The following is an 18,226-nucleotide window of genomic DNA, read 5'->3' as shown; positions in this document are numbered from 1 at the left end:
ACTCATTACTGGAGCCGCATGCCGCCTTTCTTCATTCCCAAGACCTTGCTCAGTATCGCGCTGGCCGCCATGGCGCTGCCGTTGACGGCGCATGCTGCCACGCCCGCCGTCGATCCTTTGACGCAGCCGATCGCCTCGCCGTATGCGGCGCAGTGGAACCGCCCGCAGCAGCCGGCGCGCATCCACGGCGACACGTATTACGTGGGCGTGGGCGGCTTGAGTGTGGTGCTGATCGATACGCGCGCAGGCTTGATCCTGATCGATGGCGCGTTGCCGCAATCGGTGGCCGCCATCAAGGAACACATCCTCGAGCTGGGCTTTCGCCTGCAAGACATCAAGTTCATCCTGAATACGGAAGCGCATTTCGACCATTCGGGCGGCGTCGCCGCCCTGGCCCGCGACAGCGGCGCGCAAGTGGTCGCCAACCCGCTCGGTGCGCAGGCGCTGCGCGCGGGCTCGGTGCTCGCCATGGACCCGCAAGCGGGCGAAATCGATCCCATGCCGGCCGTGGAGAATGTGCGCGAGATCGCCGATGGCGAAACCCTGCAACTGGGCGACGTGAGCATCACGGCGCGCTACACGCCTGGCCATACGCCGGGCAGCACCAGCTGGACCTGGGTGTCGTGCGAGGATGCGGAGCGCAAGGAATGCCTGAGCGTGGTGTTCGGCGCCAGCCTCACGCCGGTGGCGGCCGACGATTTTCATTACCTGGGCGATGAACGCCACGCGGACCTGACGCCGGCCTTCCGCCGCGTCATGCAGGACTTCGCCAGGCTGCCGTGCGACATCCTGATCTCGGCCCACCCCGACCACTCCGGCGGCGACCAGAAGCTGACGCAATTGCTGGAAGGCGTCACGCCGAATCCCTTCATCGATGCGCACGCGTGCAGCCATTACGCGGCCAAAAATGAAGCCAAGCTCGATGCCCGCATCGCGAAAGAAAAAGCGGCTGCGACAAAATAACAACGTTGGCGTCTTCGCCATGAAAAGCGGTTGACGCACTGCAGCATAAGGTGCAGAATCATCGTCCGCAGTGCAGATTAACCAGATAAAAGAAAGGAACCCCATGTTCGAGCAGGCTGGCAGCAAGTACGACCACTAGCCCCGTGCATGACGCTCGGGGCCATCGGCACATTGCCGATCCCGAGCCGGTGTCCTTCAAAACCCCGGTGAGGAAACTCGCCGGGGTTTTTTGGTTTACCAGGACCCCGGCATAACGACAAGACCAAGGAAGACGTTATGCCCATCCATCAGACATTGCACGGCGCCCAGGTGCCCGTGCATATTTTTACCGATGATATCGACGCGCAGGCGCTGCGCCAGCTGCACAATATTGCCAGCCTGCCCATCGTCCTTCCGCATGTGGCGGCCATGCCTGACGTGCATGCCGGCATCGGCGCCACCGTCGGCAGCGTGATTCCCACGCGCGGCGCCATCATCCCGGCTGCCGTCGGCGTCGACATCGGCTGCGGCATGAATGCCGTGCGCACGACCATGACGGCCAGCGACCTGCCAGATAACCTGGCGCGCCTGCGCAGCGCCATCGAAGCGGAAGTACCCGTCGGCTTCGAGCAGCACGAATGGAGCCGCGTGCAAGGCTCGCGCCAGGCGCGCGCCGTGCGGCCCCTCGGCGACCGCCTGGCGCACATCGTCGAGCGCCACCGCGGCATCGCCAAGATGCTGCGCCAGTTCGAGCGCACGTGGATCTGCCAGGCAGGCACCCTGGGCGGCGGCAATCACTTCATCGAAATCTGCCTCGACGAGGAACAGCGCGTGTGGATCATGCTGCATTCGGGTTCGCGCGGCATCGGCAACGTGATTGGCCGTTACTTCATCGCCGCCGCGCAGAAGGACATGCGCCGCCACCAGCTGCAGCTGCCGGACGCCGACCTGGCGTACTTCAGCGAAGGCTCCACGGTCTTTGACGACTACGTGGAGGCGGTGGACTGGGCGCAGGATTATGCGCTGCTCAACCGCAATGAAATGATGCGCCGCGTGCTCGACGTGCTGGCGAAGCATGCACCGCCGTTCCGGCTTGATGGCGAAGCGATCAACTGCCATCACAACTACATTGCGCGCGAAACGCATGGCAATGAGGATTTGTATGTGACGCGCAAGGGCGCCATTTCGGCGCGGCAGGGCGAGCTGGGCATCATCCCCGGCAGCATGGGGGCACGCAGCTTCATCGTGCGCGGCAAGGGCAACCCGGAATCGTTCTGTTCCTGCTCGCATGGGGCGGGGCGCAGCATGAGTCGCAGCGAGGCGAAGCGCCGCTTCAACCGCTTTGACCTCGCCGAGCAGACGGCCGGCATCGAGTGCCGCAAGGATGGCGGCGTGGTCGACGAGATCCCGGCTGCCTATAAAAATATCGACGCCGTCATGGCGCATCAGAGCGACCTGGTGGAAGTGGTGCATACCTTGCGCCAGGTCGTCTGCATCAAGGGCTGAAAGGAGCAACCATGAAGATCAAAGTGAAAGCCACGCCGAAGCCGCGCAATCGGCTGGTGGCGGCCGCCAGGTTGCGCGGCGGCACCGGCGCGCACCAGTCGGAGGCATCGCCGCGCGCGGCGCGCCGGGCCGGCAAGCACCGTTTGCAGCAATGGCTGGCGGGGCGTCTGAAGCCGGAGGATTGATGCGGACGTTTAACGGGCAGGCAGCTCGACGATGAAGTTCGGATCAAAAGCGGGATTTTGCGGCGTGCCGCTGCGCGTCTTGTAGCCGCAGGGGTTGGCTACGACGCGGCACTGGCCGATCCGATAATCGCGCGAAGCGTGGATGTGGCCATGCACCCACAGGTCCGCCTGCGCGGCCAGCTCGTCCAGGCGCGAGGCATAGGCGGGCGAACACCCTTCGCTGCCGTAGGCATCGTCGACCGAGAGCAGCGACGGCGCCATGTGGCTGATGACCACCGTGCAGCCATCGAACGGCTGCGCCAGTTCGCGCGCCAGCCAGGCTTTTTGCTGCGCGTGGAACATGGCCGTGTCGGCCGCGCGCAATTTGCGAAAGCCCATGTTGGCCAGGCGGATGCGCTTGTAGTCGTTCATGACGGCTTCCGCGTCGCGCATGGCCGCCTGGCGCGTGTCGTCGCCCAGCAGGCGGAAATCCGTCCACAGGGTGGCGCCCAGGAAGCGCACGGTGTTGCCAGCCTGGTCGGCGATGACGTGCGTGCCGCAATCGAGGAAATGCACGTTGTGCGTGCTGGCGCAAGCCGCATGCAGCTCCTGGCGCACCTTGTCGAGGTGGTGGCCATAGCCTTCGTGGTTGCCGTGCACGTACAGCACCGGCAGGCCCGCGAACGCCGTGGCGGCCCAGGCGACGGCGCGGGCGCCCGTGTCGATGTCGCCGGCCAGGATCACGGCGTCGGGGCGGTTGAGCGCGAGGTCGCCCTGCGGCGCTTCGTCGCGCCATAACTCATGGTGCAGGTCCGACAAGATCAATAAACGCATGCGGCATCCGGGCGATTGGCGAATGCGCCATCGTCCCTGAAAAGCCTCACTCCTCCTCCAGCGCGGCGAAGCTGTACGCCAGGTAGTCGATCAGCGCGCGCACGGCGGGCAGCAGGCCGCGCCGCGACGGAAACACGGCGTGGATGATTTCGCGCTGCGGCCGCCACTGCTCCATCAGCGGCAGCAGGCTGCCATCGGCCACCTGCCCGGTGATCATCATGGTCGGCAGCTGCACCACGCCCACGCCGGCCACGGCCGCGTCGCGCAGGGTCAGCATGTCGCCCGTGACGAAGCGCGGCGTGTGGCGCAGCTGGGCGCGCGCGCCATCGGGGCCGTGCAAATCCCACTGGTAGTGCTGTTGTGGCGTGCCCAGGGCCAGGCTGGGCCAGTCGGCCAGGTCGGCCGGCGCTTTCGGCAGCGGCGCGCCGGCGAACAGCAGCGGGCTGCCCACCATGCACTGGCTGCGTTCGGCCAGCACGCGCAGCACCAGGTCACTGTCGGGCAGCGGTGGCGGGCGCACGCGGATGGCGACGTCGATGCCCTCGGCCACCAGGTCGACGCGGCGGTTGCTCGCTTCCAGCAGCAGCGTGACCTGTGGATGTTCACGCATGAAGCCGGCCAGCATGGGCGCGACCAGGGAGTGCAGCAGGGCGATGGGACAGGACAGGCGCACCGTGCCCCGTGGCGCGGCCCGCGTCAGTTCGATCGCTTCCTGCGCCGCCTCCGCTTCCACCAGCATGGCCTTGCAATGCTCGTAAAACGTCTGGCCCACGTCGGTGACGGAAAAATGCCGCGTCGTGCGCTGCAGCAGGCGCGCGCCGAGGCGCTCTTCCAGCAGGGCGATGCGCCGGCTCAGTTTGGATTTCGGCATGCCCAGCGCGCGCCCGGCCGGCGCGAAGCCGCCATGGTCGACCACCTGCACAAAGTAATACAAGTCATTCAGATCCTGCATGCCGTCTCCTTGGTCGTTCTATTTTTGGAACGCTGATGGCATATTTTACCGTCTACCGGCTCCATCGTTGCAAGCGTACTCTGTCTTCATCGTCATGCACACCCCAACAGGAGATCGAGATGAACACAGTCACAGGTATCTACAGCGCACCGCGCCAGCACTGGGTCGGCGACGGTTTTCCCGTGCGCTCGATGTTTTCGTACAGCGGTCATGGCAAGCAGCTGAGCCCCTTCCTGCTGCTCGACTATGCCGGCCCTGCCGAATTTGCGCCCGGCACCCGTCCGCCCGGCGTCGGTTCGCACCCGCACCGGGGCTTTGAAACGGTGACCATCGTCTACAAGGGCGAAGTGGCGCACCGTGATTCGACGGGCCAGGGCGGCGTGATCGGACCCGGCGACGTGCAATGGATGACGGCCGGCGCCGGCATCGTGCATGAAGAGTTTCACTCGCCTGCCTTCACGCAGTCGGGCGGCACCCTGGAAATGGTGCAGCTGTGGGTGAACCTGCCGGCCAAAAACAAGATGACGGCGCCCGGCTACCAGGCCATCACCAGCGACACGATTCCCACGGTGGCGCTGCCGGAGGACGCCGGTTCCGTGCGCGTGATCGCCGGCGATTTCGATCGCCAGCATGGCCCGGCCCGCACGTTTTCGCCGATGCAGGTGTGGGACGTGCGCCTGGCCCAGGGCAAGCTGGCGCAGCTGCCGGTGAACAAAGGCTGGAGCACGGCGCTGATCGTCCTGCATGGCACGCTGCTGGTGAATGGCGAAAGCGTGGTGCGCGAAGCGCAGATGGCGCTGTTCGGGCGCGATGGCGACAGCATCACCATCGAGGCGAACAACGACGCCGTGGTGCTGCTGCTGAGCGGGGAGCCGATCGACGAACCCATCGTCGGCCATGGTCCCTTCGTCATGAACAGCGAAGCGGAAATCGCGCAGGCGTTCGAGGACTTCAACAGCGGCCGCTTCGCCCGCATCGCGACGTAATCCACTTTATGCCGTACCCATGCCGCATCCCGCGGCATGGTTTTTCAGGAGACCACCATGAGCACCCCCGCCAACTTCCAAGGTTTGCCACCGATGATCGATCCCGACGACGCCGTCATGCTGCTGATCGACCACCAGAGCGGCTTGTTCCAGCTGGTGCGCGACATCGAGCAGCACGTGCTGCGCGGTCACGTCACGGCGCTGGCCAAGCTGTCGCGCCTGGCCAACATGCCGACGTTTACCACCGCTTCCGTGCCCGATGGCCCGAACGGCCCCCTGATCCCGGAAATCCACCATTTCAACCCGGACGCCGTCTACATCCCGCGCACGGGCCAGATCAACGCCTGGGACAATCCTGCCTGGGTCGAAGCGATCGAAAAGACGGGCCGCAAGACCCTGCTGATCGCCGGCACGCTCACCAGCGTATGCATGGCTTTTCCCACCATCAGCGCGCTGGCGGCCGGCTACAAGGTGTTTGCCATCATCGACGCCTCGGGCAACTGGTCGAAGATGGCCACCGATATCACCATGGCGCGCGTGACGCAGGCGGGTGCCGTGCCGATCGATACGTATGCGGTGCTGGCGGAGGTGATGAGCACCTGGAACCGCGCCGACGCGATGGAATTCGCCGCCATCATGACCGACCATATCGTGCCGCCATACCGCGCGCTGATCGAAAGCTACGACAAGGCGCAGGGCGTGCAAAAGAATGGCCGCGAAACGAAGCTGGAAATCCTGGAAGCGGCCAGCAAGGGCTGATCACCTCAGGGCGCTTCGTAGCTGTTGCGTATCGCCGCCAGCACGCCGCGCTGTTCCAGGTGCGTGATGGCGGCGTTCAGGCGCGCCCGGTCGGCGGCGCTGGTCGTGCGCGCATTGAACATCAGGTGCACGGGCGCGCGCAGGGCCAGGAAGGGCAGGGTGCGCAAGGCGACGCCTTGCAGGCGCGCTTCGTGGCGCACGGCCAGCACGTCGCCCAGCAGCAGGTCGGCGCGGCCCGCATCGAGCATGCGCACGCCTTGCTGGAAGCTGCCGAACGCATTCAGGCGGCCGGCCTTTTCCAGCGCCGGCCTGGCCGCCGCATACTGCGCGCCATACCAGCCCACTTTGGGCGCCAGCAAGGTCGACTTGCCGCGCGCGAGCTGCGCGAAGCTGGCGATCTGGAGATGGCCGCCGGGCGAGCCGGATTTGCTGAAGAGGCCCACGGCTTCGTCGCGATACGAGATGGAAAAGCGCGCATAGGACTGGCGTTCCGGCGTCTCGGACGCGGCCAGCATCAGGTCCAGCCCCCCATTCTGGAACAGCAGCTGGCGCCGCGCCGTGGGCAGTTCCGGCAAGGTGACCAGGGTGCAGCGGGCTTCTTTGAAAATGGCTTTCAGCAACTCCAGGTCCAGGCCCGTATAGCGGCCCTGGGCATCGCGGTACACATAGGGTGGCCACTGCTCCAGCGCCATCGTCATGCGGCAAGCCACGGCGGGCAGGGCAGATACGCCGAGCATTGCCGCAAACAGGAGATGGCGCATGCGCATATGGTAGCTACTCTGAAGTTTCAACTGGATATTCAATTTGCCAGATTGGCCACGGAAGTCAAGGGCTGTTGCCGCTGAAGGCAGATCTGGTTCGCATTTCCTCGATGTTGGCGCGTTTTTTGCCACCGTGCCCTATTGTTTTTGCTTCCGCTACGGCGAACACCGCACGGTGTAATCGGCTATAGTGGCGCGGTGCCACCACTGCCCCGCAAAGGAAGACCGCTTGACTGCCCCGCTCGAGATCGCCGCCAATGTGCTGATGACTGCCTCCATCATCCTGGCCGGACGCAATAATATTCATTCCTGGTGGATCGGCATGGCCGGCTGCGTGCTGTTTGCCGTGCTGTTTTTTCAGGTCAACCTGTACGCCGACGTGATGCTGCAGCTGTTTTTTATCGTCACTTGCGTCATCGGCTGGCTGCAATGGCGAAGCGGTGCCAGCGGCAAGCCCTTGCCGATCACGCGCACGGGCTGGCGCAGCCTGGCCTGGGTGGTGCCGGCCGGCATCGCCTCGGTGGCGATTTACGGCATGCTGCTGCACCGCTTTACGAATGCCTATGCGCCCTTCATCGATTCGGCAGTGTTGGTCTTTAGCGTCATCGCGCAATTCCTGCTGATGAGCCGGCGCATCGAAACCTGGGCCTTCTGGCTGCTGGTCAACACCGTGGCCGTGCCGCTCTACTACAGCCGCGGCCTGCACCTGACGGCCGTGCTGTATGCGGCCTATTGGGTCAATGCCCTGATTTCCTGGTACTGGTGGGGTGTGCAGGCACGCCGCGCGGCACTGGCGCCTGCGGCGCCTTCCACGACGATTGCCGACGCCTGATATTGCCATAAGCCAAGTCTTTAGATTCAAATCGTATATACAATCAATTTTTAATTCGTTCACACGCTAAAGATGCCGGGATATAGTGGCATTTCCCCGCTTACTGGTGTCTTTTATGTTGCGTTTTACCCTTTCTTCCTGTTTTTCCGCCGTCCCGCACCAGCTGGCCATGCAATGCATGGCGCAGTCGATGCCGGTGCGTGCCCGTCCACGCCTCCCGTAATTCCTTAACACCCCCGTCGTCGTTTTGCCCGCTGGCCCACCGGCCCGCGTGCCCCTGCTCGGCCTTTTTTATCGGAAAAAGGCTGCAATCCCAATAAGAGGAAACCATGTTCAAACCACTCGCCATCAGTCTTGCCATCGCCGCCGCCTTTCCCGCCTTCGTCCACGCCGAGGACGACATGCTGCGCGTGAATGTCACCGGATCGCATATCCGCGTCAGCGAAAAAGAGGGCGCCAGCGCCGTGCAGGTCATCACGGCCAAGGAATTGAAAGCCGGCGGCAAGACCAGCGTGTCGGACGTGCTGCGCGCCATCTCCGCCAACAGCGGCAACAGCTATAACGAACAATATACGGGCAGTTTCTCGGCCGGCACCTCGGGCCTGTCGCTGCGCGGCATCGGCCAGCAAAACACCCTGATCCTGGTGAATGGCCGCCGCGTGGCCAGTTACGCCACGGCGCAGGATTTGCAGCAGACCTTCGTTGACCTCAACAGCCTGCCGATGGCGGCCGTGCAGCGCATCGAGGTGCTCAAGGATGGTGCCTCGTCCGTGTATGGCTCCGACGCCGTGGCCGGCGTGGTCAACATCATCCTGTACAAGGAATTCACGGGCACGGACATCACGGCGCAATGGGGCGGCTCGACGCAAGGCACGGGCCAGCACGAAAAGAGCGCGGCGCTGCAAACGGGTTTCGGCAAGCTCGAGGAAGACGGCTACAGCGTGGTCTTCTCGGTCGACGCGCAGCAGCGCGACAAGCTGCAGCAAAGCGACGTGGCATGGCTGCGCGACGCCAATTACCGCCAGCAGCAGCGCGGCAGCCTGGGCTGGACCGCCACGAATTACGCCGGCAACGATCCCACGCAGACCCTGGGCGGCGTGCGCGGCCCGCTGCAGCTGGTGCCGTACAAGGACATCAATCCCGAGCGCAGCGGCCAGGTGCTGGCCTACAATCCGGCGCCGTATAAAACGCTGATCCCGGGCATCGAGCGCATCCACTCGTCGCTGCGCGGCACCCTCAAGCTGAACGCGGACACGGAAGCCTATGTCGACTTGCTGCACAGTTATTCGCGCGCCGACCAGACCTTCAGCGCGCCTTTGAGCGTGAATAACGCCACGCGCGTGTGGAACAACAGCACCAAGCTGCTCGATACCATTCCCGTGGTGCTGCCCGTGGGCCATCCGAACAATCCGGGCACGACGCCCTTGCCGTTCACGGCCACGCTGTTCGACCTGGGACCGCGCCTGAAGCAGGACCGCGTCACCTTCTACCGCGCGCTGGCCGGCGCCAAGGGCACCTGGGCGGGCTGGGACTGGGATACGGCCGTGGCCCATTCCAGCAGCAAGCTGGAGGAAACGGTGCAGAACTTCGTCAACCGCTACGAATTCCAGAAAGTGCTGGCTGACGGCAGCTACAATTTCTTTGACCAGTCGCAAAACAGCGAAGCGGTGCGCAACCGCCTGCGCCTGTCGACCCTGCGCCCGGCCGAGTCGACCCTCGACACGCTCGACTTCTCGGCGGCCAAGGATATCTGGAACCTGCCGGCTGGCCCGCTGGGATTTGCCGCCGGCGCTCAATGGCGCCGCGAAAAGATGGATTCGCAAACCTCGACGGCCGTGCTGTCGGGCACGGAACTGCGCCCCGCGCTCAATATCATCAACGGCTCGCGCAATGTGTCGGCCCTGTTTGCCGAATTCAACGTGCCCGTCGTAAAAGACCTGTCCGTCAACGTGGCCGGCCGCGCCGACCATTACAGCGATTTCGGCAATGCATTCTCGCCGAAAGCGAGCGCGCGCTATCAGGCGGCTCCCTGGTTGCTGCTGCGCGGCACCGTTTCACGCGCCTTCCGCGCGCCGTCGCTGCCGGAAATCACCGACAGCACGGCCGTCAGCTACACCGGCGTGATCGATGCCCGCGATCCGCTGACGCCGACGCAGTCGCGCGGCGTGACGGTCATGACCATCGCCAATCCGAACCTGCGCCCCGAGCGTTCGAAAAACCTGAACCTGGGCGTGGTGGTGTCGCCCACCAGCAGTTCCAGCATCGGCCTCGATTACTACCGCATCAGGCAGGATGGCGTGATCGGCACGGCCAGCGCCACCACTATCCTCGCGAATGAAAATACGGCGCCGCAACAGATCACGCGCGGCGCCGATGGGCGCATCACGACCCTGTACCGCCAGTTCCGCAACCAGGGCCAGCGCGAAGTGTCGGGCATCGATATCGACCTGCGCCAGCGCTTCGTCGGCCAGGACTGGGGCAAGCTGACCCTGGCCGGCCAGCTGAGCCGCGTGCTGCGCTTTGCCGAACCGCTGTCCGATGGCGCGCCGTTGACGGACGGTGCCGGCACCAATTACTTCGGCTCCATCCCGAAATGGCGCGGTGTCACGTCGGCCACCTGGGAGCAGGGCAAGTGGTCGTCCACGCTCACCTGGAATTACGTGGGCAGCTATGCGCAGCAGCAGCACCTCGATGAATCGGTGGCCGCCTTCAGCACCTTTGACGTGACCGGCAGCTGGCAGGTGACGCCACAGGCGAACGTCACCTTCATCGTGCAAAACCTGGCCAACAAGCGGGCGCCCTGGGACTATGCCTCCACCGGCTTTGACTTTACCCAGGCCGATCCGCGCGGACGCGTCGCGGCGCTCAAGCTGAACTACAAGTTCTAACCACTCGCCGCCTGCCGCTGTCCCGTCTGCTCCTGCAGGCGCTGGCGGTAGGCGCTGGGGGGGACGCCCATGCGTTCGCGAAAGGCGGTGGCGAAGTTGCCCGCGTTGTGAAAGCCGATCAGCAGGGCGATATCCTGCACATCGATGTCCGTCTGCTGCAGCAATTCCACGCCGCGGGCAATGCGCGCTTCGCGGATGAAGGCGAAGACCGTCATGCCCGTCTGCTCGCGGAACATCAGCGTCAGCTTTTCGCGGTAGGTGCCCACGCTGCGGGCGATTTCGGACAGGTTCGGCAGGCTGCCCAGGTTGTCGAGGATCAGCTGTTTGACCGCATTGACGAACACCAGGTCGGGATGCTGCAGCTTGTCGCCGATCGGCGCCGTTGCTGGCAAGATACTGTTGCTTTTACGCATCAAACCCAGGTGGATATGGATGCGCGCGGCCAGTTCTTCCGGCGTGAACGGCTTCGAAATGTAGTCGACGCCCCCCACCTGCAAGCCCATGATGCGTTCCTTGGCGGCATCGGCGCCGCTCAGAAAGATCACGGGAATCGCTTCTGTTTCAGGATTGGCCTTGAGCAAACGGCAGGCCGTGTAGCCATCCATCTCGGGCATGCGCACATCGAGCAGGATCAGGTCGGGATGCGTGGCCAAGGCCAGCTGGTAGCCCTGGTAGCCGTTGAACGCGATGCTGAATCGGTAGGGCTGCTCGCTGAGCAGCTCCATCAGCATGCGCTGCTCGAACGCGGAATCGTCCACGATCAAGATATTTTTTTTGATGGTTTCGCTGGTCAGTGGCATGGCATGGATGACTTAACCAAATAGCAAGTTGTGGCTTATTATGCCTCGCTTTTTCTTTTTTTTCTGCTTTTCTCGTATTTCAAAAGATGTTTCTCCGCGAGAAGAAGCGCGGATTTCCCAGATCGCGAATAATTCACTCATGCATTGATTTTAAGCAATGTCGCTTGCCAAAAAATCTGTTTTGCCAATGCTGCAAAAATGCCGGAGTCCCTGGATTCCTGACTCTCGGCGCCAGTATCTTGTCGTCCTGGTTTGCGTGCCCCAGAAAACGCCGGCAATACCGTGACTATCCTCGACGCCCTTCATATATGGCGGGCTCATTAATGATGTTCCATCATCAGGAGGTATCATGTTGCGAGTTATCTTCCCCCGCCTTGTCGTGGCTGCCAGCGTGGCTGTGGCTGGCACCGCCCTCCTGCCGCGTGGCGCCGACGCAGCCGTGTATCTGAACGGCAGCGCCAGCACCACCTTTGACGTCACCCTGAGAATCATCGCCAATTGCACCATCGCGGCGGCCAATCTCGACTTTGGCCAAAGTCAGGGTGTACTGGCTACTGCCGTGAACGTCAATACGACCGTGAATGTCACCTGCACCAATACCACGCTGTATAACGTGGGCTTGACGGCCGGCTCGGGCACCGGTTCGAGCGGCACCACGCGCTACCTGAGTGGCACCGGCGGCAACCTGGGGACGGTGCAATTCAATCTGTACCAGACGGCCGGCAGCACCTTGTGGGGCGATACCCAGGGCACCGATACCGTCGGCGGCACCGGCAACGGCTCTTCGCAGCCGATCACGGTATACGGCAATATTCCGCCGCAAGCGACACCGGCGCCCGATACCTATACGTCGACCATCACGGCCACCGTGTACTTTTAAGCCGGGCGCTGCGTGAAGGCCTGTGCTGCTTCCCTGATAAAAGGCGTGCTGGCGCTGCTGGCCTGCTGCGCTGCGGGCGCGCACGGCGCCAGTCTGCAGATTTCGCCGGTGACGCTCAATTTGCGCGCCGCCCAGAGTGCGGCCGGCATCAGCCTGCAAAACCTTGGTGACCAGCCCATCTACGGGCAGGTGCGCGTGTTCGTCTGGGACCAGCGCGATGGCGAGGAAACGCTGGCGCCGACGCAGGAGCTGGTGGCCAGCCCGCCGATCGTCGAAATCGCCGCCAACAGCCGCCAGACCATCCGCCTGGTGCGTGCTCAGGCTGGCCCTGTCGCGCAGGAAAAGACGTATCGCGTGCTCATCGATGAAGTCAGCCGCGAGGATGAGGCGGGCAGCAGCGGCGTCGATATCCGCCTGCGCTACTCGGTGCCCGTATTCGTGCTGCCGGCCGGCGCGCCGGGCAAGGAAGTGCTCGACTGGCAAGTGTTCCGCGAACAGGGCGAGTGGATGTTGCGTATCAAGAACAGTGGCAATTTTCATGCGCAGATCGGTGCGATGACGTTCACGAACCAGGCGGGCAAGGAGTTTGTTATCAGCAAGGGGCTGTTTGGTTATGTCCTGGCGTCCCGCATGCGCGTATGGCGCCTGCCCGTTGCCAGGGAGGCTGAACTGGATGGACCGTTGAGTATTGCGGTCAATGTGAATGCCAAGGCACTCATTGCCAAGAATTCGACACCTTGAACATGGCTGCCATGACGGGCCGGCTTGCCGCGCGCCTTGGGCGCCAGCGGCCACACCATGAAACGCGTGCTGGCAGCGTTGCTGTTGCTGGCCATGGCGCCGCTGGCCAGGGCCGATGCCGCAGCGGCCGTGACGGGCGCCGATCCGGGGCCCGCCAGCTTGCCCAGCGATCCGGCGGCGCCGAATGAACTGTATCTGGAGGTCACTGTGAATGCTGAATCAACCGGGCTGATCTTGCGCTTTACCCAGGTGGGCAAAGGCTTGCGCAGCAGTGTGGCGAACTTGCGGCAGCTGGGGCTGGACCCGGCGCGCCTGCTCGCATCCGGTCAGACCGAGGTGGCGCTCGATGCGATTCCCGGACTCGGCTATGAATATGATGCGGCGCGCCAGAGCGTGTCGCTGCAGGTGGCGGACGAGCTGCGCTCGCCTTACCGCATCAGCGCGCGCCCGGCGGCGCAGACGCCGCCATCGCGCGTCACGCCCGGCGCCGTCCTCAATTATGAAGCCTATGCGGAGCTGGGACAGACGCGGCGCGGCGCCGTCTTCAACGATATGCGCTATTTCAATGACAGCGGCGTCTTCAGCAATACCGGCACCTTGAACCTGGGGGCGGATCAGCGCAAGTACATGCGCTTTGACACCTTCTGGAGCCATGCCGACCCCGAGACCTTGCAAACGTGGCAAGTGGGCGATCTGATTTCCTCGTCGCTCAGCTGGAGCCGCGCCGTGCGCGTCGGCGGGGTGCAGTGGCGCAAGAATTTCCAGCTGCGTCCCGACCTGCTGACCTTCCCTGTCGCCTCTGTCGACGGCACGGCGCTCGTGCCTTCGTCGCTGAGCCTGTATGTCAATGGTGTGCAGCAATATGCTGCCAGCGTGCCCAGCGGTCCGTTTGTGCTGAACCAGGTGGCTGGCATCAATGGCGCCGGGCAAGCCACCCTCATTACGCGCGATGCACTGGGACGCAGCGTGACGACCGTGCTGCCCCTGTATGTCGATACGCGCATGCTGGCCAGCGGCTTGAGCGATTACTCGGTCGAGGCGGGCGCCGTGCGGCGCGACTATGGCCGCCGCCTGTTCGGCTATGCGCGGCAACTGGTCGCCAGCGCTTCCATCCGCCATGGCGTCAGCGACAGCCTCACCATCGAAGGCCATGCGGAACTGGCCGCCGGCCTGTATCAGACGGGGGCGGGCGCGCTGGTGCGGCTGGGCCAGGCGGGCGTGCTCAACGGTTCGCTGTCGGCCAGCGGCGGCCGGGGCCGTGGCGTGCAGCTGGGCGCCGGCTACCAGTACCTGGGGCCGCGCTTCAGCGTCGATGTGCAAAGCGTGCGCGCCAGCGCCGGCTTTGGCGACCTTGCCTCGCGCGACGGCAGCCCCGTGGTGCGCGCGGCGGACCGCCTCACCGTCAGCCTGCCATTGCCGGCAGGAAGCAGTGTCAGCAGTAGCTATATCAGCTACCGCACGCCTGGCGCGCCGCCATCGAAGCTTGCCACCGTCGGCTATTCGGCCACCCTGTTTCACGGCCTGTTCTTCAACGCCAGCCTGTTCCAGGATGTGCGGCAACGCGAGCAGCGGGGCTTCTACTTCGGACTGAGCATGGCCTTCGACAACAATCTGGCCGTCAGCGTCAACAGCAGCCGGCAAAATGGCCAGAACGGCCGCAGCGTGAGCGCGCAGCGCGCGGCGGACTTTGGCGGCGGCTTCGGCTGGAACGTGCAGGCTGGCACGCTGGGCGGCAATGCCTACCGGCAGGCGCAACTGGAATACCTGGGCAATGCCGGCCGCGTGAGCGCGCGCACGCAAAGCAGTAGCGTGGGCAATGCCTCCTCGCTGGGCGCGGCCGGCGCGCTGGTGCTGATGGATGGCCATGTCGAGGCGGCGCGCCAGGTGGGCAACGGTTTTGCGCTGGTGTCCACGGGTGGCGTGGGCAATATTCCGGTGCTGCATGAAAACCGCCAGATCGGCGTGACGGACAGGGGCGGCTATCTGCTGGTGCCGAATTTGAATCCCTATGGCAATAATCAGATCAGCATCGCCACGGAGGAGCTCGATGTGGACGCGCGGGTACCCGTGAGCAATGTCAATGTCGTGCCGCAATACCTGGCGGGCGTGCTGGCCGCCTTCCCCATCGAACGCTACAGTGCGGCCACCGTCATCGTCCAGGATGCGCAGGGCAAGCCGATGGCCACGGGCTTGCCCGTGGTGCACGTGCAAAGCGGCAAACAGACGGTGGTGGGATTTGACGGCATCGTGTTCGTCGATGATTTGCTGGAGCAGAATCAGTTGCAAGTGAGCGAGGGCGACAGCGCATGCACGGTGCGCTTTGCCTATGTGCGTCCGGCAGCGCGCGGCTTGCCCGTGATCGGCCCGCTGCGCTGCAGCGCCGGCGTCGCGAGGGGCCGCTGATGCGCCGCCTGCTGCCATGGCTGACTCTGCTGCTGGGCTGTGCCTGGGGCGGTTCGGCGCAGGCCGATACCTGCTCGGTTAGCATGACGAATATCGATTTCGGCACCGTCAGCCCGATTTCCGGCACCGATTACGTGGCGCAGGCAACGGGAACCTTCAGCTGCGTGTTTTCGTCGCTGAACCTGGGGCAGTTGCTCACGCCCAATGCGCAAGTGTGCATCTCGCTGGGACTGGGCACCAATTCCACCTCGGCCCTGCCGCGCCAGCTGGGCAATGGCAGCAACCGCATGGAGTACAACGTGTACGTGGACAGTTCGTATGCGACGGCGAAGATCTGGGGCGGTGCCGGCGTGACGGGCGCGCCGTCGACCTTCGGCATGATCCTGTCGGCCGGCTTGCTGGCGCCGCCTGGCACGTATTCCACCACTTTTACCGTGTACGCGAAGATTCCCGCCGGCACCGCCCTGGCCGCCGTGCCGACGGTCGCCAACGCCAATACCGTGTATACGTCGAGCTTTGCCGGCCAGGGCACCTACACCTACACCACGTATGGCCTCATCAACCTGCAGGGTTGCACGGCCAGCAGCGGCAGCTTCGGCTTTACGGTCAATGCCACGGCCGTCAACGATTGCACCATCACGGCCACGCCGATGGCGTTCGCGAACGCCTCCATCCTGACGGGCAACTTGCGCAGCACCAGCACCTTGTCGGTGCGCTGCGTGAATAACAATGCCTACCAGATCGCCCTCAATGGCGGCAGCGTGGCGGCCGATGTGGCCAGCCGGAAAATGAAGAATACCGTCACCACGGACCAGGTCAGTTACCTGCTGTCAGCCACCCTCGATGGCACGCCATGGGGCGATGGCACGGCAGGCACCAACATGGTGACAGGCACGGGCACGGGCGCCAGCGTGCCGCTGACGATATACGGCCGCGTGCCGGCGCAGGTGTCGCCGCGCCCTGGCGACTACAAGGACACGGTGACGGCAACGATTTATTTTTAGAACGTGACGGTGACGAGGCCGGCGCCCGATGGCGTTGTCTGCTGGAGCAGCAGATATGGTGTGTTGTGCTGGCAGCGCACCTGGGCGCTGCTGCGTTGCGAGACGATGGTGCACGTTTCCTGGACGATGAAGGTGGCCTGGAACGACGCGGAAGACACGGTGCCGGCGGTGGTGGTCTGGCAAAGGGACAGGGCGAGCAGGGCAGGCAGTACGGCAAGCTTCAAAGGGGTCATCGTGAATGCAGTGAGTGAAAAACGGGCGTGGGCAGCAGCGCTGGAAGGCGTGGCGGATACCGTTTTTCGCACCGGGATTGGGGGAGCAGAACCAGCCATGATTGTACTTGATGCAGGAAAGCGTGAGTTTTTGCGTATTTTCAAGCCGCTGCCGGGGTGCGAAGGTCGCTTGCAAAATGATAGTCACTAAGTTTCTGTGTTGCAACTGAGATATTTTCGATTGTTGTGTTGAATCAATGTGAGGAGATGGCCATGAAACATACCAACTTTAATAATTTGCCTTGCCCGATCGCACGCAGCCTGGGCAAGGTGGGCGAATGGTGGAGCATCCTCATCCTGCGCGAAGCGTTTTATGGCAAGACGCGCTTCGACGAATTTGAAAAAAGCCTCAAGATCGCGCCCACCATCCTGACGCGCCGCCTGGCCGACCTGGTGGAAGGGGGCTTGATGACGCGCCGCCTGTATTGCGCCAAGCCACCCCGCTACGACTATGTGCTGACCAAGTCCGGGCGCGCCTTCAAGCCTGTCTTGCTGGCGTTTATTGCCTGGGGTAATGAAAACTTCGCACCGGAAGGCGCCAGCCTCGTCATCGCCAGCCGCGACACGGGCCTGGCCGCCGACCCGGTGCTGGTCGACGCCATGACGGGTTTGCCCATCAATGACGAGTACTACGCGTTCGCGCCAGGGCCTGCCGCCAGCGACAGCATGCGCAGCATCATCCTCGATGCGGAAAAAAGCAGCGGCATCGCACCCAAGCCGAAGGCGCCGGCTGCCAACCGCGGCTGGGTGGCGGAAGGCCATCTGGCCTGACGACGCGCTGGCAGGCGAGCAGCAAGTTTGGCGTAAAGCAAGACGGACTGCACGGTATGGCGTTACTGTCGCACCATGCAATGCAAGTGCGGCGCAAGCCCGGTTGTGGAGGGCAGGACGCCGTTCGTGACCCGATGTCCGTTGAAGGAGTATTGCGATGACTACCTTGCCACAACACGTGCGCCGCGCCGCCAGCGTGCTGGCGCTGGGCGCCCTGCTGGGCGCCTGTTCCCATGGTCCGCATCAGCCGGGCGGCCATGACGTCACCTTGACGGGCGCGCAGGAAGTGCCGGCCAATACCAGCACGGCCAGCGGCAGCAGCAATCTCCGCGTCGCCCGCGACCGCAGCGTCAGCGGCGGCGTGCGCTACACGGGCATGCTGGCGACCGTCGCGCACATCCATGAAGCGCCCGCCGGCGCCAATGGCCCCGTCATCGTGCCGCTGGTGAAAACCGCCGAAGGCATGTTCGCCGCGCCGGCCGGCGCCATGCTCACGCCGCCCCAGTATGCGAGCTACCTGGCCGGCAAGCTGTACGTGAACCTGCATAGCGCCGCCTATCCGGCCGGCGAGATCCGCGCCCAGCTCAAGCCCTAGCCGGCCACCTGCATTTTTCCGGAAACCTCCTTGGGCCGCGCGAGCGGCCTTTTTTTGCGCCAGGCGGCCAGCTGGTGCAGCGCGCTGGATTGGCGCTCCATGCTGGCCATCCTCGCCAGCGCCTTTCGCTACTGTC

General features: G+C 64.1%; 19 protein-coding genes. 14 read left to right on the top strand and 5 right to left on the bottom strand.

The features are described from left to right. Positions 1-18: 18 nt before the first annotated feature. From bla to AC54AF_RS02050, 3 genes are all read left to right on the top strand, one after another. Positions 19-963: a subclass B3 metallo-beta-lactamase gene (gene bla, locus AC54AF_RS02060; RefSeq protein WP_496635054.1), complete on the top strand. Its 945-nt coding sequence runs from the start codon at positions 19-21 to the stop codon at positions 961-963. 276 nt (positions 964-1,239) lie between these two features. Beyond that, positions 1,240-2,448, top strand: coding sequence for an RtcB family protein (locus tag AC54AF_RS02055; protein ID WP_496635052.1), 1,209 nt, complete (start codon positions 1,240-1,242; stop codon positions 2,446-2,448). Positions 2,449-2,459: 11 nt separating this feature from the next. Further along, a complete protein-coding gene (locus AC54AF_RS02050) occupies positions 2,460-2,633 on the top strand; it encodes a hypothetical protein (protein WP_496635050.1) in 174 nt (57 codons plus the stop codon). Positions 2,634-2,642: 9 nt separating this feature from the next. Here the strand turns inward: AC54AF_RS02050 and AC54AF_RS02045 are convergent, their stop codons facing one another. Together AC54AF_RS02045 and AC54AF_RS02040 are read right to left on the bottom strand one after the other, a co-directional pair. Continuing rightward, positions 2,643-3,446, bottom strand: a complete 804-nt coding sequence (locus AC54AF_RS02045) for a metallophosphoesterase (protein ID WP_496635048.1) — start codon at positions 3,444-3,446, stop codon at positions 2,643-2,645. A gap of 46 nt (positions 3,447-3,492) precedes the next feature. After that, positions 3,493-4,398 carry a LysR family transcriptional regulator gene (locus tag AC54AF_RS02040; protein ID WP_496635046.1) on the bottom strand — a complete coding sequence of 302 codons (906 nt, stop codon included), beginning with the start codon at positions 4,396-4,398 and terminating at the stop codon, positions 3,493-3,495. Positions 4,399-4,517: 119 nt separating this feature from the next. Between AC54AF_RS02040 and AC54AF_RS02035 the strand changes: the two genes are divergently transcribed. After that, the gene (locus AC54AF_RS02035; protein ID WP_496635044.1) at positions 4,518-5,384 is read left to right on the top strand and encodes a pirin family protein; all 867 of its coding nucleotides are present in this window, start codon (positions 4,518-4,520) and stop codon (positions 5,382-5,384) included. Between the two features lie 57 nt (positions 5,385-5,441). Then, positions 5,442-6,143 carry an isochorismatase family protein gene (locus AC54AF_RS02030; protein ID WP_207780966.1) on the top strand — a complete coding sequence of 234 codons (702 nt, stop codon included), beginning with the start codon at positions 5,442-5,444 and terminating at the stop codon, positions 6,141-6,143. Positions 6,144-6,148: 5 nt separating this feature from the next. Here AC54AF_RS02030 and AC54AF_RS02025 read toward each other — a convergent pair whose 3' ends face one another. Continuing rightward, entirely contained in the window at positions 6,149-6,904 is a 756-nt protein-coding gene (locus tag AC54AF_RS02025) for a substrate-binding periplasmic protein (RefSeq protein ID WP_496635041.1), read from the bottom strand. A gap of 229 nt (positions 6,905-7,133) precedes the next feature. On the opposite strand from AC54AF_RS02025, the gene pnuC reads away from it, so the two are divergent. Continuing rightward, positions 7,134-7,736 (top strand): nicotinamide riboside transporter PnuC, encoded by a 603-nt coding sequence (pnuC, locus tag AC54AF_RS02020; RefSeq protein WP_131688919.1) that lies wholly within the window; start codon positions 7,134-7,136, stop codon positions 7,734-7,736. Between the two features lie 329 nt (positions 7,737-8,065). Then, the gene (locus tag AC54AF_RS02015) at positions 8,066-10,624 is read left to right on the top strand and encodes a TonB-dependent receptor (protein ID WP_496635039.1); all 2,559 of its coding nucleotides are present in this window, start codon (positions 8,066-8,068) and stop codon (positions 10,622-10,624) included. On the opposite strand, the gene AC54AF_RS02010 is transcribed toward AC54AF_RS02015, so the two are convergent. Further along, positions 10,621-11,424 (bottom strand): response regulator transcription factor, encoded by an 804-nt coding sequence (locus AC54AF_RS02010; RefSeq protein ID WP_496635037.1) that lies wholly within the window; start codon positions 11,422-11,424, stop codon positions 10,621-10,623. The genes AC54AF_RS02015 and AC54AF_RS02010 overlap by 4 nt on opposite strands. Before the next feature lie 349 nt (positions 11,425-11,773). Here AC54AF_RS02010 and AC54AF_RS02005 point away from each other — a divergent pair, with 349 nt between their 5' ends. Genes AC54AF_RS02005 through AC54AF_RS01990 form a run of 4 tightly spaced genes read left to right on the top strand, consistent with a single transcriptional unit; the run spans position 11,774 to position 16,452 of the window. Next, positions 11,774-12,304, top strand: coding sequence for a Csu type fimbrial protein (locus AC54AF_RS02005; RefSeq protein WP_496635035.1), 531 nt, complete (start codon positions 11,774-11,776; stop codon positions 12,302-12,304). Positions 12,305-12,316: 12 nt separating this feature from the next. After that, on the top strand, positions 12,317-13,045 hold the full coding sequence (locus AC54AF_RS02000) for a fimbrial biogenesis chaperone (RefSeq protein WP_496635033.1): 729 nt from the start codon (positions 12,317-12,319) through the stop codon (positions 13,043-13,045). A 24-nt stretch (positions 13,046-13,069) separates the two neighbouring features. Next, positions 13,070-15,448, top strand: coding sequence for a fimbria/pilus outer membrane usher protein (locus tag AC54AF_RS01995; protein ID WP_496635031.1), 2,379 nt, complete (start codon positions 13,070-13,072; stop codon positions 15,446-15,448). Then, entirely contained in the window at positions 15,448-16,452 is a 1,005-nt protein-coding gene (locus tag AC54AF_RS01990; RefSeq protein WP_496635029.1) for a Csu type fimbrial protein, read from the top strand. Before AC54AF_RS01995 ends, AC54AF_RS01990 begins: the two co-directional genes overlap by 1 nt. On the opposite strand, the gene AC54AF_RS01985 is transcribed toward AC54AF_RS01990, so the two are convergent. Then, positions 16,449-16,685 (bottom strand): hypothetical protein, encoded by a 237-nt coding sequence (locus AC54AF_RS01985; protein ID WP_496635027.1) that lies wholly within the window; start codon positions 16,683-16,685, stop codon positions 16,449-16,451. The genes AC54AF_RS01990 and AC54AF_RS01985 overlap by 4 nt on opposite strands. A 1-nt stretch (position 16,686) precedes the next feature. Here AC54AF_RS01985 and AC54AF_RS01980 point away from each other — a divergent pair, with 1 nt between their 5' ends. From AC54AF_RS01980 to AC54AF_RS01970, 3 genes are all read left to right on the top strand, one after another. Then, complete coding sequence (locus tag AC54AF_RS01980; protein WP_496635026.1) at positions 16,687-16,875, top strand: hypothetical protein; 189 nt, start codon at positions 16,687-16,689, stop codon at positions 16,873-16,875. A gap of 62 nt (positions 16,876-16,937) precedes the next feature. Next, positions 16,938-17,495 (top strand): winged helix-turn-helix transcriptional regulator, encoded by a 558-nt coding sequence (locus AC54AF_RS01975; RefSeq protein ID WP_071326735.1) that lies wholly within the window; start codon positions 16,938-16,940, stop codon positions 17,493-17,495. Positions 17,496-17,652: 157 nt separating this feature from the next. After that, positions 17,653-18,090 (top strand): CHRD domain-containing protein, encoded by a 438-nt coding sequence (locus AC54AF_RS01970; protein ID WP_496635024.1) that lies wholly within the window; start codon positions 17,653-17,655, stop codon positions 18,088-18,090. Positions 18,091-18,226: the final 136 nt, after the last annotated feature.

The organism is Janthinobacterium sp. JF4 (genome assembly GCF_059617925.1).
Note: the sequence above shows the minus strand (reverse complement) of the source record. Positions and strands in the feature narration are given on the sequence as shown.

What these genes read in the sequence shown, in the direction of transcription:
- bla (WP_496635054.1), top strand. Translation starts at nt 19, where the DNA reads ATGCCGCCTTTCTTCATTCCCAAGACCTTGCTCAGTATCGCGCTGGCC.
- AC54AF_RS02055 (WP_496635052.1), top strand. Translation starts at nt 1,240, where the DNA reads ATGCCCATCCATCAGACATTGCACGGCGCCCAGGTGCCCGTGCATATT.
- AC54AF_RS02050 (WP_496635050.1), top strand. Translation starts at nt 2,460, where the DNA reads ATGAAGATCAAAGTGAAAGCCACGCCGAAGCCGCGCAATCGGCTGGTG.
- AC54AF_RS02045 (WP_496635048.1), bottom strand. Translation starts at nt 3,446, where the DNA reads ATGCGTTTATTGATCTTGTCGGACCTGCACCATGAGTTATGGCGCGAC.
- AC54AF_RS02040 (WP_496635046.1), bottom strand. Translation starts at nt 4,398, where the DNA reads ATGCAGGATCTGAATGACTTGTATTACTTTGTGCAGGTGGTCGACCAT.
- AC54AF_RS02035 (WP_496635044.1), top strand. Translation starts at nt 4,518, where the DNA reads ATGAACACAGTCACAGGTATCTACAGCGCACCGCGCCAGCACTGGGTC.
- AC54AF_RS02030 (WP_207780966.1), top strand. Translation starts at nt 5,442, where the DNA reads ATGAGCACCCCCGCCAACTTCCAAGGTTTGCCACCGATGATCGATCCC.
- AC54AF_RS02025 (WP_496635041.1), bottom strand. Translation starts at nt 6,904, where the DNA reads ATGCGCCATCTCCTGTTTGCGGCAATGCTCGGCGTATCTGCCCTGCCC.
- AC54AF_RS02015 (WP_496635039.1), top strand. Translation starts at nt 8,066, where the DNA reads ATGTTCAAACCACTCGCCATCAGTCTTGCCATCGCCGCCGCCTTTCCC.
- AC54AF_RS02010 (WP_496635037.1), bottom strand. Translation starts at nt 11,424, where the DNA reads ATGCCACTGACCAGCGAAACCATCAAAAAAAATATCTTGATCGTGGAC.
- AC54AF_RS02005 (WP_496635035.1), top strand. Translation starts at nt 11,774, where the DNA reads ATGTTGCGAGTTATCTTCCCCCGCCTTGTCGTGGCTGCCAGCGTGGCT.
- AC54AF_RS01990 (WP_496635029.1), top strand. Translation starts at nt 15,448, where the DNA reads ATGCGCCGCCTGCTGCCATGGCTGACTCTGCTGCTGGGCTGTGCCTGG.
- AC54AF_RS01985 (WP_496635027.1), bottom strand. Translation starts at nt 16,685, where the DNA reads ATGACCCCTTTGAAGCTTGCCGTACTGCCTGCCCTGCTCGCCCTGTCC.
- AC54AF_RS01975 (WP_071326735.1), top strand. Translation starts at nt 16,938, where the DNA reads ATGAAACATACCAACTTTAATAATTTGCCTTGCCCGATCGCACGCAGC.
- AC54AF_RS01970 (WP_496635024.1), top strand. Translation starts at nt 17,653, where the DNA reads ATGACTACCTTGCCACAACACGTGCGCCGCGCCGCCAGCGTGCTGGCG.